This window comes from Paenibacillus durus ATCC 35681 (assembly GCF_000993825.1).
Lineage (GTDB): Bacteria > Bacillota > Bacilli > Paenibacillales > Paenibacillaceae > Paenibacillus_AQ > Paenibacillus_AQ durus_B.
Map to the genome: position 1 here is coordinate 3,476,290 of NZ_CP011114.1, position 17,090 is coordinate 3,493,379.

General features: G+C 56.0%; 14 protein-coding genes. 1 reads left to right on the forward strand and 13 read right to left on the reverse strand.

The genetic code is table 11. The annotated features are described in order from the left end of the window. Nucleotides 1-71 precede the first annotated feature (71 nt). Entirely contained in the window at nucleotides 72-1,406 is a 1,335-nt protein-coding gene (locus VK70_RS16055; RefSeq protein WP_046723506.1) for a LysM peptidoglycan-binding domain-containing protein, read from the reverse strand. A 207-nt stretch (nucleotides 1,407-1,613) separates the two neighbouring features. Between VK70_RS16055 and greA the strand changes: the two genes are divergently transcribed. After that, entirely contained in the window at nucleotides 1,614-2,099 is a 486-nt protein-coding gene (gene greA / locus VK70_RS16060) for a transcription elongation factor GreA (RefSeq protein ID WP_025694499.1), read from the forward strand. 164 nt (nucleotides 2,100-2,263) lie between these two features. Here greA and VK70_RS16065 read toward each other — a convergent pair whose 3' ends face one another. From VK70_RS16065 to lon, 12 genes are all read right to left on the reverse strand, one after another. Continuing rightward, a complete protein-coding gene (locus VK70_RS16065; protein ID WP_233277694.1) occupies nucleotides 2,264-3,208 on the reverse strand; it encodes an RluA family pseudouridine synthase in 945 nt (314 codons plus the stop codon). Beyond that, complete coding sequence (hemL, locus tag VK70_RS16070; RefSeq protein ID WP_025695006.1) at nucleotides 3,205-4,506, reverse strand: glutamate-1-semialdehyde 2,1-aminomutase; 1,302 nt, start codon at nucleotides 4,504-4,506, stop codon at nucleotides 3,205-3,207. Before hemL ends, VK70_RS16065 begins: the two co-directional genes overlap by 4 nt. A gap of 32 nt (nucleotides 4,507-4,538) precedes the next feature. Continuing rightward, nucleotides 4,539-5,540 (reverse strand): porphobilinogen synthase, encoded by a 1,002-nt coding sequence (gene hemB / locus VK70_RS16075; RefSeq protein WP_025695007.1) that lies wholly within the window; start codon nucleotides 5,538-5,540, stop codon nucleotides 4,539-4,541. 425 nt (nucleotides 5,541-5,965) lie between these two features. Further along, entirely contained in the window at nucleotides 5,966-6,952 is a 987-nt protein-coding gene (locus VK70_RS16085) for an aldo/keto reductase (protein WP_025695009.1), read from the reverse strand. Between the two features lie 237 nt (nucleotides 6,953-7,189). Beyond that, nucleotides 7,190-8,179: an SPL family radical SAM protein gene (locus VK70_RS16090; protein ID WP_025695010.1), complete on the reverse strand. Its 990-nt coding sequence runs from the start codon at nucleotides 8,177-8,179 to the stop codon at nucleotides 7,190-7,192. A gap of 186 nt (nucleotides 8,180-8,365) precedes the next feature. Then, the gene (gene cobA, locus VK70_RS16095) at nucleotides 8,366-9,913 is read right to left on the reverse strand and encodes a uroporphyrinogen-III C-methyltransferase (RefSeq protein WP_025695011.1); all 1,548 of its coding nucleotides are present in this window, start codon (nucleotides 9,911-9,913) and stop codon (nucleotides 8,366-8,368) included. Between the two features lie 9 nt (nucleotides 9,914-9,922). Next, nucleotides 9,923-10,885, reverse strand: a complete 963-nt coding sequence (gene hemC / locus VK70_RS16100) for a hydroxymethylbilane synthase (protein ID WP_025695012.1) — start codon at nucleotides 10,883-10,885, stop codon at nucleotides 9,923-9,925. A 4-nt stretch (nucleotides 10,886-10,889) separates the two neighbouring features. Then, a complete protein-coding gene (locus tag VK70_RS16105; RefSeq protein WP_025695013.1) occupies nucleotides 10,890-11,537 on the reverse strand; it encodes a precorrin-2 dehydrogenase/sirohydrochlorin ferrochelatase family protein in 648 nt (215 codons plus the stop codon). Nucleotides 11,538-11,543: 6 nt separating this feature from the next. Further along, on the reverse strand, nucleotides 11,544-12,371 hold the full coding sequence (gene ccsA / locus VK70_RS16110; RefSeq protein ID WP_025695014.1) for a cytochrome c biogenesis protein CcsA: 828 nt from the start codon (nucleotides 12,369-12,371) through the stop codon (nucleotides 11,544-11,546). Nucleotides 12,372-12,386: 15 nt separating this feature from the next. Then, entirely contained in the window at nucleotides 12,387-13,775 is a 1,389-nt protein-coding gene (gene hemA / locus VK70_RS16115) for a glutamyl-tRNA reductase (protein WP_025695015.1), read from the reverse strand. Nucleotides 13,776-14,067: 292 nt separating this feature from the next. Next, on the reverse strand, nucleotides 14,068-14,697 hold the full coding sequence (yihA, locus tag VK70_RS16120; RefSeq protein ID WP_025695016.1) for a ribosome biogenesis GTP-binding protein YihA/YsxC: 630 nt from the start codon (nucleotides 14,695-14,697) through the stop codon (nucleotides 14,068-14,070). A 20-nt stretch (nucleotides 14,698-14,717) separates the two neighbouring features. Continuing rightward, nucleotides 14,718-17,072: an endopeptidase La gene (gene lon, locus VK70_RS16125; protein WP_025695017.1), complete on the reverse strand. Its 2,355-nt coding sequence runs from the start codon at nucleotides 17,070-17,072 to the stop codon at nucleotides 14,718-14,720. Nucleotides 17,073-17,090: the final 18 nt, after the last annotated feature.

Genomic DNA, 17,090 nt, shown 5'->3' on the forward strand with positions numbered 1-17,090 from the left:
TATTGGTATAGCTCAATCATAATCCCGGCTGCGAGTCAGCCGATAGGTAGCTATATTCTGTCTGCAAGTCCTTACGGAATATAAAGCACCTGTCCTTCCTCCACTGTCTGGCCGGACAGGCGGTTGTACAGAACCAGCTCGCGGGCGCTGAGCTGATATTTCTCCGCAATCGTATCCAGCGTTTCCTCACGCTGCACGATGCAGAGGCGAACCTTGCGGAAAGCCTTCTCGCCATCCGTATTCCGGATGAACCGGCTCTTCCATTCAGTGTCATCGGAGACTTCAACGGGAACGGCCGATGCTGCGGAAGGCGCTTTTTCCGCCAGGTCCTCCTCCTGTTCGCTGTGCGTGCGGCCCGAAGGCAGCAGGGATGAGAAGGTCAGATTCTCTTTCGCCTGTTCTCCGCTGTCCTTTTTGCTGCCAAGGGCGACCTTTAGATCAGGCTTCTCCTCCGGGGAAAGGGCAGGCGCCGAGAGACTGCCGGTATCCTGTGCAAGAAGTTCCTCCGTCTCATTGCTGCCGATCTGGGCGAGGGACTCAAGGGAGGCGCCGTCTGAAGGATCCGTAATATTTGTACTCTCCGCGCCGTCCGCCGCCGCAATATCCGCCGTTTCCGCAGCGGGCGTCCGTTCGCGGGCAAACGGGCTGCCGCCTGCTTCTGTGCCGTCCGAGGCAAAATGACTCCAGCTATCCGCAGTCTTCCGCTGGCCGCTAAACTCCGTCTCTTGCTCTGCGGTAAACGGCTGGCCGCTCTCCGTATGAATCTCGGCATCCTGGTTCTCCTCCAGATTCAAGATGGGCGATGCATCGCCGCCTTCACTCTGCGTGATGCCCGAAAACGCATGAGCGCCACTGAATGCTCCCGTCTGCTCCCGTTCATGGACAGCCTCATCTGTTATCCCTTCTCCGAATGTCCAAGACGGATTTTCATACGATCCTTCGCCTCCTTCTGCCGGAATCGCGGTCTTTGCGGCCTGCCCTCTATCTTCTTCATCCGGGGAATAAGCAACGGTAAACTCTTCTCGCTGCCAGGCGGGAACCTGCTCCGTCCCGCCGATTCCGCGCAGCGACAGCACACCGGTAATATTCACGCTGCGCATCGTCAGCAGGTCAATGTCGAAATTTTCAATTTCCACCCCGATCTCTTCAAGCGAGTTCACCCGGGCTAGAGGCACTGTAATTTCAACTGGAATGGAATGTTCCAAATGGTTCGTTCTGTCGTCTTCGCTCCGGTAAAGGCCCGTCAGCAGCAGCTGTCCATGCAGCTCCGCCCGGTCCTCGCGTTGAGTGACCTGAATATCCGGCAGCAGCTCAACCTCTTCCAGTGCGGCGATCCCCGGAAGGTCTTGAGGCAGGTGAATGCGTTCGTAAATATCAAACCGCAGGCCGTGGGACTGGTCAAACACGGGAAATGTCCTCCTTTTTGGCATAATCTAACCCCGGAACAGACCCGGAGCATAAGCCCAAAATGTTACTCTCCCCATGTATATGCTTCTAAAAAGGACACATGACAATCTGCCCGAAAACGCCGGAATGGAATAGCCCATTATCACATACACCCTCATATAGGGTACAATAGAGTTAAAAGCGACAAATTGGGAGTAGTGATCAAAATGGCTAACAAGGAAGATGAAATCATTCTGACACCGGAGGGCTTTGCCCAACTGGAGGAAGAGCTTAAAGAGCTTAAAACAGTCAAACGCAAGGAACTGGCAGAGCGTCTGAAGGTGGCAATCAGCTATGGCGACCTCAAGGAAAACAGCGAGTATCATTCCGCCAAGGACGATCAGGCATTTATGGAGACACGAATCAAGCAGGTGGAGAACATGTTGAAGTACGCCCGTGTCGTTGATGCAGACAGTTTAGACGTTACCTCCGTCGCCATTGGCTCGATTGTCGTGCTGAATGATGTTGAGTTCTCGGAGAAAGTCGAATACCGGATTGTCAGCCCCGCCGAGGCCGATGTGGCCCAGAATAAAATTTCGTATGAAAGTCCCTTGGGCAAAGAGCTTATCGGCAAAAAAGCCGGCAGCGTCATCAAGGTGGATGCGCCTGCAGGCGTGATCGAGTATGAGCTGCTTGATATCCGGCTCGTATAACATAAGCCCTACGAGAAGAAACGGCTCCGCCGTCCTTTTAGCAGCTTAAGCTTCCGAGGTGGCGATACGAGTATCGTTTTTAAGTACCGTTTCTCGTAGGAATAAAAAAAGGATCGGAAGCAATCGGCAGCTTGGCTGACGCGCTTCTGATCCTTTTTGCTTGTTTACCCGATGCGGCCGCTAAGGGCATTCCGCAGCAGGAGCATATCCTCCGGCCAGGGATCGGCAACTTCAAGCGCCTCCCCGCTCCACGGATGCGCAAAGCGCAAGGTTTCCCCGTGCAGCGCCTGCCGCAGCAGCGGACGGGTTCCATTCACTTCCGGCGCCATCGGCCCGCCATACAGCGCATCTCCATATAAGGGATGCCCCACATGGCTTAAATGCACCCGGATTTGGTGCGTTCTGCCTGTCTCCAGCTCGATCTGCACCAGAGAAGCACCCGTCCACACCTCGCTGCCGACAATCCGGGTTACGGCATGCTGTCCGCCGGGAGACACCCTCCGGCGCGAGGCATGGTGGCGGTCGCGGCCGATCGGCAGATCGATCACGGTCAGCGAATGCGGCACCTCGCCCTGGACAATGGCGGCATACCGGCGGGAAATAGCCTTGGCGCGCATGGCCTCGTCCAGAACCGTTTGCGCAAATTCATTCTTCGCATACAGCACCGGTCCGGTCGTTTCCTTATCCAGCCGATGGATATGCCGCACGGCGCAGTTCTCGCCGGAGGCGGCGTAATGGGCGGCGACCGCATGGTCCAGCGTCACGCCATTTCCGCTTCCGTCCGGATGAACCGCTATGCCAGCAGGCTTATGGACGATAAGGCAGAAATCATCCTCGTACAGCACCTCAAGCTCATGCCAGACCGGTTCAATCCCTGGTTCTCTGGGCGGAAAGAGCGCCAGCCTCAGCCGGTCACCCCTCCACTGGATACCCCCCTCACGGTGAAGCCGGGCAAGCAGCTTGTCCGGCATTCCCGCCGTCTCCCTAAGCCATCGGTCAATGGCTGCACCAGTGTCCTCCGCAGCAGTCACCCTGCGGCCGGGCGTCGTCTCCAGCCATTCCCCTCGGCGGACCCAGCCGGGCTTCCTCACAGGTTCGCCCGGCTTCACAGCGCCTTCAATGCGGCGCGGTGAGCCTCAATTGTGTCATCGATATCCTGCTCGCTGTGCACCGCCGAAATAAACATGCCCTCAAATTGCGAAGGCGGCAGGCTTATTCCCTGTTCCAGCATTTTACCGAAGTAGGCGCGGAAACGGTTTACATCGCTGCTCTTCGCGTTATCGTAGTTGGTTACCGGCTCCGCCGTAAAGAACGGGCACACCATCGAGCCGACCCGGTTTACGGTCAGCGGAATTCCGGCTTCTTCCGCATTGGCCTTAAGCCCTGCTTCCAGCCGCGCGCCAAGGCTTTCCAGACGGTCGTAAACTTCCGGCGTCAACAGCTTCAGCGTCGTAAGACCCGCCGCCATCGCCAGCGGATTGCCGCTGAGCGTGCCCGCCTGGTAAATCGGGCCGGTAGGCGCGATCTGATCCATAATCTCCCGGCGTCCGCCATAGGCGCCGACAGGAAGTCCGCCGCCGATCACCTTCCCGAAGCAGGTCAGGTCCGGCCGGATGCCGAACAGGCCCTGTGCGCAGCCCCGGTTCACGCGGAAACCGGTCATCACCTCGTCAAACACAAGCAAAGCGCCATAGTCCTCAGTGATTTTGCGCAAGCCTTCCAGAAATCCGTTGGCAGGCGGGACAACGCCCATATTTCCAGCAATCGGCTCGACAATGACAGCCGCGATATCGTTGCCGTAACGCTCGAAGGCCAGCTCGACCGATTCCAGGCTGTTGTACGGCACCGCAATCGTGTTCGAGGCTATGCCTTCCGGCACCCCCGGACTGTCCGGCAGCCCAAGCGTCGCAACGCCGGAACCGGCTTTGATCAGCAGACTGTCGCCATGACCGTGATAGGAGCCCTCAAATTTCAGGATTTTATTCCTTCCCGTATATCCGCGAGCCAGACGAATCGCGCTCATGGTCGCTTCCGTGCCGGAGTTTACCATACGCACGATATCCACGGACTCGACGCGCTCCACAACCGTCTTGGCCATTTCCGTCTCCAGCAGCGTCGGCGCGCCAAAGCTCGTTCCTTTGGCCGCCGTTTCATGCAGCGCTTTGACGACTTCCGGATGGGCATGGCCCATAATGAGCGGTCCCCAGGAGCAGACATAATCGATAAAGCTGTTGCCGTCAATATCATAGATCCGGGAGCCTTCCCCGCGTTCCACATACACCGGAGTCAAACCAACCGACCTGAACGCCCGAACCGGGCTGTTCACCCCGCCGGGAATATAATGCTTCGCCTCTTCAAAGGCGGCCCGGGAAGCTTCCTCTCTCCGGGCGATCCTTTCCTTACCCACACTTCATTCCTCCTGTCTTGGAATCTGCCGTTCTATTCCCCGCGCAGCCAGCGAACCGAGTCCTTCGCGTGGTACGTTATGATGGTATCGGCCCCTGCACGCTTCAGTCCTGTCAGAAGCTCCAGAACAATCGCTTTCTCATTGATCCAGCCCTGCTGCGCAGCCGCCTTGACCATCGAGTATTCGCCGCTGACATTATAGGCGACGAGCGGAAGATCAAATTGCTCGCGGATAACGCGGATAACGTCCATATAAGCGAGCGCGGGCTTCACCATCAGCATGTCGGCGCCTTCCAGCACGTCGCTCTCCGCTTCACGGATCGCTTCGCGAACATTCGCCGGGTCCATCTGGTAAGTCTTCCGGTCGCCGAACTGCGGCGCCGAATCCGCCGCCTCCCGGAACGGTCCGTAGAAAGCGGAAGCGTATTTAACCGAATAGGACATGATCGGCACATGCTCGAACCCGGCCTCATCCAGCCCGGCGCGAATCGCCTGCACGAATCCATCCATCATGTTCGATGGCGCGATGATGTCCGCACCGGCCTTCGCCTGCGACACCGCCGTACGGGTGAGCAACTCAAGCGAAGCGTCATTTATCACATCGCCGTGCAGGACGCCGTCCACAGTATGAGTATGCACCATACCGCAGTGGCCGTGGTCTGTGAACTCGCACAGGCAGGTATCGGCGACAACAAGTAGTTCGGGATACCACTCTTTAATCAGTCGCGTCGCCTCCTGCACGATTCCGTTCTCGTCAAATCCGGAAGAACCCACAGCGTCCTTCGTCTCGGGAATACCGAACAGCAGAACGGCGGGTATGCCGAGGGAGACGATTTCATCCACTTCCTCCTTCAGCATGTCAAGCGAGAAATGATAGACGCCCGGCATAGAAGCGATCTCTCTTTTAATTCCGGTTCCATATGTAACAAATATCGGCTGTATCAAATCCAGCGGATTCAGCACGGTCTCGCGCACCATTCCGCGAATACCGGCGGAAGCGCGCAAGCGGCGGTGCCGCACAATCGGAAAAGCCATTCAACTTCCTCCTAAATGAAAAATATGATTGCAAAGCCGCAGGCTCGGCTCTGTTGTAAGAACAATGGGCCAAATTCGAGCTGCTATTGCACTTATTGTAAGCAAATCCACTCTTGCCATCCGCTGCAAGCGGAAGAAATAAGATATCAAGGAAGGCAGACCGTCCTTGCCGAAGCCCCGTTCAGAAAGATTCACTCCCCAAAACAGCAAGAAACCCCGGCAGGCCGCCTCCCTCGCAGGCAGCGCCTTGGCGCTCGCAAAAGGCAACAGCCGGCTCAGGGTTGGAATGCCAAGGCGGCACCTATCCAAAGGGACCTCGCAAATAAGCCAGTCCACTCACCACTCATAACGTATTATTGGCAGTTTCTTTGTTAAGTATATCACACGAACAACTGTGAAACTTATAATATTCGATGATTGCGGCGTTATTTATCGATAACTTTCATCGAAGCTTCAGGATACCGAAATCCGGCCGCCGCCCCTATCGGCGCAGCTTCGTCGATCCGGCGCAGTTCATCCTGGCTGAGCGTTACGTCAAGCGCACCGGCGTTCTCTTCCAGGTAGGATCTCCGCTTCGTTCCGGGAATCGGCACGATGTCGTCTCCGCGGCTGAGCAGCCAGGCCAGCGCCAATTGAGAGGACGAGCAGCCTTTTTCCTTGGCGATCTCATGGATGCGTTCCACCAGATCAAGATTCTTGCGGAAGTTGTCCCCTTGGAATCTTGGAGCGAATCTCCGGTAGTCGTTCTCTTCCAAGTCGTCGAAAGATTTGATTTGACCGGTCAAAAACCCTCTTCCCAGCGGACTGTACGCCACAAAGCCAATGCCGAGCTCCCGGCAGAGCGGAAGAATCTCATCCTCAACCTCCCGGCTCCACAGCGAGTATTCCGTCTGCAGCGCGGCAATCGGATGAACGGCATGCGCTTTGGCTATCGTCCGGGGCGATGCCTCGGACAATCCGAGAAACCGGACCTTGCCGGCTTGCACAAGATCGGCCATGGCGCCAACCGTTTCTTCAATTGGGGTATTGGGATCGACCCGGTGCTGATAATAGAGATCGATATGATCGACACCAAGACGCTTCAGGCTGGCGTCGCACGCTTGCTTCACATATTCGGGACGGCCGTTGATTCCAAGCGGCGTTCCGTCAGCCGCGCGCACATTGCCGAACTTCGTGGCCAGTATGACGCTGTCCCTCTGACCCTTGATCGCCCGTCCGACCAGTTCCTCATTTCTGCCGACTCCGTACATATCCGCCGTATCGAGGAATGTAACACCCATCTCAATCGCCCGGTGGATCGTGCGGATGGATTCATCTTCGTCGAGGCTGCCGTAGAATTCGGACATGCCCATACAACCGAGACCAAGAGCGGAAACCTCAAGACCGGATTTGCCCAATTCGCGTTTCTTCATGCCAATCCCTCATCTCTATAATTAATTTCCAACCATTGTCTAACCCTTTAATTTTACCGCAGCCTGTTGGAAAAAGCATCCTTGCCCCTTTTACAGGTGATTGTAAGTAACCCCTATCTGATGCGGGCCCGACCGATTGCCAAGTCCGCCAAAAGAGCCGGGGTACAGCAGGTTCGCTCCCGATGTAAAATCCTGCCCAATGGTCTACCCTATGGTCCGAACCAGCTCCGCCGCTGCTTAAAACGGGAAGGACAGCTGCTCAATCGGCGGCTCCCCGGCGATTTCGGCCAATCCGGACCGCTTCGGTTCTTCCCCTGTACGGTAATCCTCCCATACTGCGGTCCTTTCAGGCACAGAACGGAACCTTGGACCGTATTTACGGTGCAGCTCGTCCAGAAGCTGGGACATATTCTCGCGGTATCCCGACTCAGCATAGCCCCCGTCCGCATACAGTCTCCGGTACAGCTCCAGCTTATCCGGGAACTGTTCTTTAAGCGTACGGAAGTACCAGCCTTTTACATCCCGGGAAAGACGCAGCAGCGAAGTCATGACCGATTCCGCTCCGAGGTCCGCCGCAGCAGCGAACAGCGCTTCAAGCTCGCCCGGCTCATCGGTCAGAAACGGAAGAATCGGCGCGATAAATACGGCCGTCCTGATCCCCCGTTCCGTCAGCTTTTGAACCGTATCCAGCCTCTTGGACGGCAGGGGAGATTCCGGCTCCAGCCTGCGCGCAAGCCCGTCATTCAACGTATTGATGCTGATATTAACCGACAAAGTATGCATATTCTCAAGCAAATCCAAGTCGCGCAGGATCAGAGGAGATCGGGTGGTCACCGAGGTCCGTATACCGTACTTCGCCAGCACCAGCAGACATTTTCGGGTTAGCTTCGTTCTGCTCTCTACCGGCTGATAAGGATCGGTCGCCGTCCCGATCATGACCTCGCCCACTTCATTTCTCATCGCTGCAAGATCGTACCTGAATTTGCGGGCCAAACCCGACAGCTGCGCCTCCAGCGCTTCCGCCACGTTCGTCTTGAGCAGGATATGATTTTGGAACTCGTCATCCGCTTTTTTATCGATAAATCCTTGAAACCCTCTGGCAAAACAGAAGCTGCAGCCATGTGCGCACCCCCGGTACGGATTGACCGACCAGCCGAAAGGCATTCGTTCCTCTTTCACACGTGTCATTCCCGTCTTCGATGTTACCGGTTCGTATGTCTTCGGCATTCTCAACCCTCCATACAGGAACGTTTGTTCCTATATAATAACACATCTGAAGGATTTCATACAAGGAACGAAGACAAACAAGCGCAGGCCGGTATCAATACCAACATCAAACAGCCCGGCGCACGCATATCGGGCCAGGCTGCTGCAAATAACCAAAACATTTATACCAATTCCGGACTACAGCTTTTACCGGTTCCGCGTCTGTTCATTCCAGCGGCACAGCTCATTCACCAGCGAGTCGATCGTCGCCTCCTCCGCCAGCAATCCGGGAGTCAGCCCGGCTTCCACTGCCGTCTGCTGCGTGATCGGACCGATGCAGGCCATCTTGACGTTCTCCAGTAAAGGCAGCGGGTCCGTTAGTCCCATCCTGTTCAGGATATCAAGGAAATTACGCACGGTGGAGGAACTGGTAAAGGTAACGGCATGAATCCGTCCCTCCTCCAGCAGCTTCATAAGCTCTATGTCATCCTCTCCGGTAACGATCGTTTCGTACGTATCGATCTCCGTGACCGCAAGCCCCAGCTCAGTCAGCTTCTGCGGAAGCCAGTCCCTTGCCAGATCGCCGCGCGGCAGCAGTGCCTTCTGCCCGGGCAGCAGCCGGTCGCCGTGCGCTTCGATCAGCCCCTCCGCCTGGAACCTTGCCGGCAGCTCTTCGGCCACAAGGCCGCGCTGGGCGAGCGCTTCGGCAGTCGCAGGACCGACGGCGGCGATACGGGCGCGGGACAGGCCGCGAATGTCCGCTTTAAGCTCTGCCAGATGGCGGAAAAAGAACTCCACTCCGTTTACACTCGTAAAGAACACCCAATCATATTCCGGAAGCTTTGTGAGCGCCGAGGCAATCGCCTGCCGCTTCTCAACACTCTCCGGCATAATCGTCTCGATAACCGGAAATTCGTAAGGCTCTCCGCCCAGTTCCTCAATCCGGTCCACCAGTTCACTGGCCTGGCTGCGCGCCCGGGTGACAAGAATCCGCTTGCCGAACAGCGGCAGCTCCTCGGCCCATTTCAGCTCCTCCCGCTGCTTCACCACATCGCCGACGACGATAACGGCCGGCGACTCGAAATTCGCCGCCTTCACTTTCTCTTCAATATCGGCGAGCGTGCCAACCAGCGTCTCCTGCTCCGCGCGCGTCCCCCAGCGCACCAGCGCCACCGGCGTCTCCGGCGGGCGGCCGTGCTTGATCAGATTGCCGCTGATATAGCCGATTTTGGCGACCCCCATTAGGAAAACAAGCGTGCCCGTGGCATTCGTTACTTTATCCCAATGAATCGAACGGTCCAGCTTGTCCGGGCTTTCGTGCCCGGTAATAATCGACAGCGAAGAAGCGTAATCGCGGTGGGTAACCGGGATGCCGGCATAAGCCGGCACACTGATCGCCGACGTGATACCCGGAACGATTTCGTAGGAAATGCCGTTTCTGCGCAGCAGCTCCGCTTCCTCGCCCACCCGGCCAAAAATCGTCGGATCGCCGCCTTTTAACCGTACTACCGTCTTGCCCTGAAGCGCCAGATCGACGAGCAGCTGATTAATCTCCTCCTGCTTCATCGTGTGCCGGTCCGGAAGCTTGCCCACATAAATCTTTTCTCCGCCGGGGGGCATCCATTTCAGCAGCCTGGGACTTGCCAGCCGGTCATAGACCAGCACATCCGCTTTTTTGATACACTCCATGCCTTTAATCGTGATGAGCTTTGCATCCCCAGGGCCCGCGCCCACCAAATACACTTTGCCTACCATTCTCTCAACTCAACCCCTTAGCTCTGCCAAAATCTTCTCCGCTCCCTTGGCAATCAACCGTCTCGCCGTCTCTTCGCCCACCTGAACCGGGTCGGTGCCCGTGCAGCTCTCTTTCAAAATCACAGCGCCATCCGGCGTTCCGACCATACCGGTAAGCGTGATGCTCCGGCTGCCCGCCGCCTTCTCCGCGCTATCCTCTCCGCTGCTCTCAAGTGTGGCAAAAGCGCCGATCGGCACTTGGCAGCCGCCGTTCAGCACGCCGAGAAAACGGCGTTCCGCAGCTACCGTGAGCGCAGTCTCTTCATCATTATACAATGAAAGCAGCCGCCGCAGCTCGCCATCCTCTTCTCGGCATTCGATACCCAGCGCGCCCTGCCCCACAGCGGGCAGACATTCCTCGGGCAGCAGGTAAGCCGTCACACGGTCCTGCCAGCCCATTCGGGTCAGGCCAGCCGCCGCCAGCAGAATCGCGTCGTACTCGCCGCTCTCAAGCTTCCGCAGCCTGGAATCGATGTTGCCGCGCACCGGTTCAATCACGAGATCCGGCCGCAGCGCCGCCAGCTGGCTGGAACGGCGCAGACTGCTTGTGCCGACCCGCGCTCCCGAAGGAAGATCGGCTAGACCCTGGCCGCTGCGGGTAATCAGGCAGTCTCTGGGATCGACGCGCCGGGGAACCGCGCCGTTAACGAGACCCGACGGCAGCTCGGAGGGCATATCCTTCATGCTGTGCACAGCCATGTCGATCTCCCGTTCCAGCATAGCCTGCTCGATTTCTTTGACGAACAGCCCTTTGCCGCCCACCTTGGACAGCGTAACATCAAGGATGCGGTCGCCTTTGGTGACGATTTTTTTCACCTCAAATGTAAAAGGGAACCCATGCTCCGCGCAGAGCCGCTTCAAATCGTCAATGACCTGGCCGGTCTGTGTCAATGCCAGCGCGCTTTGTCTGCTGCCTACAATAATCGTTCGCATTCTTTTATTCCTCCCGATGTTGTGCGATCCAGGTCTTGATCTGTTCCGAATCCCATGCTGTAAAAGCGCCGCCCCTGATTTCATCCAGCACATTTAATGTCCCGAGCCTTTTCAGCAGACGCTTCCGGACCTCCGGCGACCGTTCCTGCCGCTTGATCTCCTGGCGCATTTCATATATAAAATCCAGATAGACTTCATACTCTTCACCTAGCATTTCTTCAAGCAGCTTCGAGATTTCTGCGGTAATACCGGGTCCCGCACCCGAGGTCGACACCGCCACCGTCAGACGGCCCCGGCGAAGCACGCCCGGCGTAATGAAGCTTCCAGCCTCCGCATGGCTGCCTACATTGACCGGTACACCCAGACTGTCCGCTTCGCGCGCCACTTCCTCGTTAACCGCCGGATCGTCGGTTGCCGCATAGACAAGAAAAGCTCCTCGGGCATCCCCGGGAGCATAGTTGCGGTTCAGCCAAACCACCGATGCGTTGTCCGACAGTTCCGCCAGCCGCGGCGTCAGGGCAGGGCTAATAATCGTTACCGCCGCCCCGGCCTCCAGCAGCCCCAGCGTCTTGCGCTCCGCTACCTTTCCTCCTCCGACCACTACACAATGCTTGTCGCTGCAATTCAGCATAATCGGCAAATACACCGTCATATCATCTCAGCCCCCGCCCCAACGATGAAAATCGGACCACGAATTCAGCAAAAAATTAAGGATGATAAATCCGTAGCCCGAGACCGCCCAGCGCGCCATGACAATTCCGCTGCGCCGGCCAAAACGCTTAAATATAAGATAGGATATATAAATGCCGAGCCCGATAAGCGTGGACAGCACTTTTAAATCCTGAAACAGCGGCAGACGCCCTTCGGAGACAATCGAGATCCCGGCTACTATAAGCGACACAGCAAGCAGCGGCGTCCCGGCAAGCACGGAAGTGTAGGCATATTTGTCCAGAATCTCCAGACTTGGCAGCCGCCGGACCCTGTCATTCCATTTCTTGCTTTTCAGCCTGGTATGCAGGAATAGGTACATCACTCCGAACACAGCACCCAGCGTCAGCGCTGCAAAGCTCAAGTTGGCGAAAATAATATGCATAGCCAGCCAGCCGTGCACCGCTTTCCAGCTCTGAAGCGTATGATCCTCCGCCGTCAGCCACACCCGGTTAAGGAAAAAAGCGCTGAACCCCGCTACACTAAGCAGCAATACCGTGAACTCGGAACGCCGCATAAAGGAATGGGTTAGCGAGATCAGCACGATGCTGAAGGAGAACCAGAACAGAAAATCGTACGGCGTAAAAATCGGCAGCCCCTGCTCCTCGTAAAAGCGTATGCCAAGACACGCGGACTGCAGCAGGCTGACAAAAACAAGAAGCCCCGTGCCTAACCGCTTCCGATCAGGATTCCGTTCAAGGCAATCCAGGAAATAAAACAGCAGGCTCAGGGCATACAGCAGCAAGGCTGCGTCATATATTCCATTCAGGTAACGCATACCGCTATCCTCCTTCTAGAGGCTTGCCGGAGCAAAAGCGCTCTTCGGCAGAGCGGCGTTTCCGCTGCCGGACAGCGTGTCCGCCGGTTTGCGGTTTCTCTCGGGAGCAGCGCTCCCTTTTTCCGATTCGGGCTCTAGCCGGTCTTCAAGCGCAAAAATCTTCGTAAAAAACTCCAGCGCTTCGTTTCCGTTCTTATCGCCGGACATTTCTTTGATCACATTAATCGGATCATGCATCATCTGGTTCACAATGCTCTTGGTCAGACGGCGGATAATCTTGCGCTGATGCTCGTCCAGCTCAGGCAACTTATTGAATAAGCTCTCCAGCGTTTCTTCATGTATAGCGCTCGATTTCTCCTGCAGCGCCCGGATGACCGGCTGCACGCCCAGCGTCTTAAGCCAGTGCTGGAAATTATCGCTCTCCTCCGCAATCAGCCTTTCGATCTTCGCGGCTTCGCCGCGCCGCATCTCCATATTGCTCTCCACGATGCCCTCCAAATCGTCAATGTCATACAGAAACACATTCGGAAGCTCGGACGCTGACGGATCAATGTCGCGCGGGACCGCAATGTCAATCATGAACAGCGGACGCGACTGGCGGTTCTTCATGCTTTCCGCGATTCTGTCCGCCGTCAGTACGTAGCCTTCCGCCCCAGTCGAGCTGATTACGATATCGAACTCGTGCAGACGCGAAGCCGCTTCTTCCAGCGTGCACGGACGGCCCGCGAACTTCTCCGCTAGCTCCGCAGCGCGCGCAAGGGTGCGGTTCGCAACAATCACTTCTGCCGCTCCGCTCGCGTACAGATGCTTGACCGTCAGCTCGCTCATTTTGCCCGCGCCGAGGATCAGCACCTTTTTGCCGGTGAACATGCCGAAGATACGCTTGCCGAGCTCAACCGCCGCATAGCTGACCGATACCGCGCTCTCGCCGATCGACGTCTCGCTGTGCGCCCGTTTGCCTACCGTCACCGCTTGCTTGAACAGCCGGTTGAACCACGTTCCCGTAGCGCCCTCACTCTGAGCGGTCAAAAAGGCGCTGCGAACCTGACCCAGAATCTGCGTCTCGCCGATCACCATCGAATCCAGCCCGCAGGTCACCCGGAACAGATGCTGGACCGCTTGCTCGTCCTCGTATTTATACATATGCTGTGTAAATTGTTCGCTCTTTACGCCGAACCACTGCTCCATAAAGCTGCGGAGAAAATGTCCGCACATATGAAGACGGTCCACAACCACGTAAATTTCCGTACGGTTGCAGGTGGCGACGATGACCCCTTCCAGCACGCTCTTCGTCCGCATCAGCTGATGAAGCGCTGCCGGCAGATCCTGTTCCGCAAAAGCAAACTGCTCCCTCACCTCGACAGGCGCTGTACGGTAGTTCAAGCCAACGGCGACGATGTGCATCTATAAGTTCACCATCCTAGTCTTAATTCGTTGCTGTATATAAGCATTTGCATAACAAATATTTGTATTCCACAGAATACCAAATCACATCATATACAATCACTATGTTAAGTATATCACACGACGAGATATTTCTTTTGTCTCTTTATGAATTATATATGAAATTAGAATAATTATAAACAAGCAAAAAAGTAAAAAATAACCACGCCTACGCATGGTTATCAAATGTTTTAGGTAATAATTCGCTGTATTCCAGAGCAGCCTGACGTTTACGAAATAGATCGGGTAGCCTTCAGCTGCGGTTCTCTTTATCCTGTTCTTCCTCTGCTTGCTCTCCGGAAGCAATCCGGCTTTCAATCAGCGCCCACAGCTCGTCTCTTCCAAGACCGAGCTCCGAAGAGAAAGGGATAAAGCTTTCGCCGGGAAGAATCCCGAGCGTCTCTTTCACAATCTTGATATGCCTTGGCAGACGGGTCTTCGGAATTTTATCCGCTTTGGTTGCGACGACGCACATCGGGATGTCATAGTGCTTCAGCCATTCATGCATCATCCTGTCGTCTGCGGTTGGAGGATGGCGCAGGTCAACCACGAGCAGCACCAGCTTGAGCGTCTCGCGTTCGGCCAAATACTTCTCTACCATCTTGCCCCAGGCCGCCCGTTGGACCTTGGATACTTTGGCGTAACCGTAGCCGGGAAAATCGACATAATACATCGTATCATTAATGCGGTAATAGTTCATGTGCTGCGTCTTGCCCGGGGTGGAACTGGTGCGGGCCAGATTTTTACGGCTAATCATTCGGTTGATCAGGGACGACTTCCCCACATTGGAGCGCCCTGCCAGAGCAATCTCCGGCAAGGCGTCCTCAGGGTATTGATTCGGGCCGACGGCACTGATGACAAACTCGGCTTTGGTTACTTTCATCTGACTTCCTTTCTAAATACCTATTGCAAACTTTGGACAGCCTGATCCGCGATCTTGGCCACAAGCGCGTGATGCAGCACCTGATCCATATGTGAGACCGGCACAAATTCCACGTCGTTCTTCACGCTCTCGGGAATTTCCTTCAAATCCCGCTCGTTATCTTTGGGGAGCAGAATTTTCTTGTAGCCCGCGCGATGGGCGGCAAGCGATTTCTCCTTAAGTCCGCCAATCGGCAGCACCCGCCCGCGCAGCGTGATCTCTCCCGTCATCGCAACATCCTTCGAGACTTGGCGCTTCGTGAGGGCCGATACAAGTGCGGTTGCAATCGTAATGCCCGCCGAAGGCCCATCCTTCGGTATCGCTCCTTCGGGAATGTGGATATGAATGTCATTCTTTTCGTAAAAATCAGACGGGATGCCAAACTCTTCCGCCTTGGAACGTGTATAGCTGAAGGCGGCCTGCGCCGACTCCTTCATAACGTCGCCTAGCTGACCGGTCAAAATAAGCTTGCCGCTCCCCGGAACGACCGTTACTTCAATCAGCAGCGTATCTCCGCCCACTTCTGTCCAGGCCAAGCCGGTTACCGTACCGATTTGATCTTCCAGCTCCGCCATCCCGTAACGGTATTTGGCCGTTCCCAGGTAATCCTTGATATCGGCGGGGGAGATGCTGACGCTCTCCTTCTCTCTCGACACAATCTGCTTGGCCGCCTTTCGGCAGAGCGCAGCAACCTGCTGTTCCAGGTTCCGGACACCGGATTCCCTCGTGTATTCCCGGATGACTGACAGCAGCGTACCTTCCTCAATCGTCAGTTGGCCTTCTTCCAGACCGTGATTCTTCATCTGCTTCGGCAGCAGATAGCGGTTTGCGATTTGCAGCTTCTCAAGCTCCGTGTAGCCGGGGATGTACAGCATCTCCATCCGGTCAAGCAGCGGACGAGGGATATTGTGCACGGCATTGGCCGTCGTCACGAACATGACATTCGACAGATCGAACGGAATTTCAACAAAGTGATCACTGAACGTGTTGTTCTGTTCCGGGTCCAGAACTTCCAGCAGCGCCGCAGAAGGGTCACCGCGGAAATCGGAAGCCATCTTGTCGATCTCATCAAGCAGAAAGACGGGATTAAGCGAACCCGCCGTCTTCATGCCCTGGATGATCCGTCCGGGCATCGCGCCGACATAGGTGCGGCGGTGGCCGCGAATCTCCGCCTCATCCCGCACGCCGCCGAGGGAGATGCGGACGAACTTGCGGTTCAAGGAGCGTGCGATCGAACGCGCCAGCGAAGTTTTGCCGACCCCCGGAGGGCCGACAAGACAGAGGATCGGGCCTTTCAGCTTTTTGACAAGCTTCTGGACGGCCAGATATTCCAGCACCCGCTCTTTCGGCTTATCCAGCCCGTAGTGATCTTCGTCGAGCACTTGCTCGGCCTTGGCGATGTCCAGATCATCCTCGGTAAATTCATTCCAGGGAAGGCTGAGCAGCATTTCCACGTAATTGCGGATAACCCCGCCTTCTGCGGAGCTCGCAGGCATTTTCTCAAGCCGGTCGATTTCCTTGTCAATCTTCTCTTTGACCCGCTCCGGCAGATCTTTCTCCTCCGCCTGGGCGCGCAGCTCCTCGGCTTCACCGGCCCGGCCTTCTTTGTCGCCAAGCTCCTTCTGGATCGCCTTCATCTGCTCGCGCAAGTAGTATTCCTTCTGCGTCTTTTCCATCTGCTTCTTGACGCGCTGGTTAATCTTGCGTTCCAGCTCCAGCACCTCGCGCTCGTTGCCCAGAATATCAAGCAGCTTCTCCAGACGCTTGCGCACGTCGATCGTCTCAAGAATTTCCTGCTTATCCTTGATCTTCAGCACAAGATGGCTTGTAATGACATCGGCAAGGCGCCCGGGCTCCTCGATGTCCGATACGGCCGCGAGCGTCTCCGGCGTTACCTTTTTGGATAAGGTAATATAATGCTCGAATTGGTTCAGCACAGTGCGCATCAGCGCGTCACTTTCCGGATCATCGTCAGGCTGCTCGGGAAGCTCGCGTGCCATGACCTCGTAATATTCCTCATTATCCAAATAGTGTATGATCTCGGCCCGTTCAACGCCCTCCACAAGCACACGAATCGTGCCGTTGGGGAGCTTCAGCATCTGCCGCACATTCGCAACTGTACCCACCCGAAAAATATCTTCTTGACCCGGCTCTTCAATATTGACTTCCGATTGAGAACAGAGGAGGATCAGATTATCTTCGACCATCGCTTTTTCCAGCGCTTTAACTGACTTCTCGCGACCCACATCCAAATGAAGGACCATGCTTGGGTACACAAGGAGACCCCTGAGCGGCAATAAAGGAAAACGACGACCTTTTGTCTGTTTGGATACCATCGCTTTCGAACCTCCAAT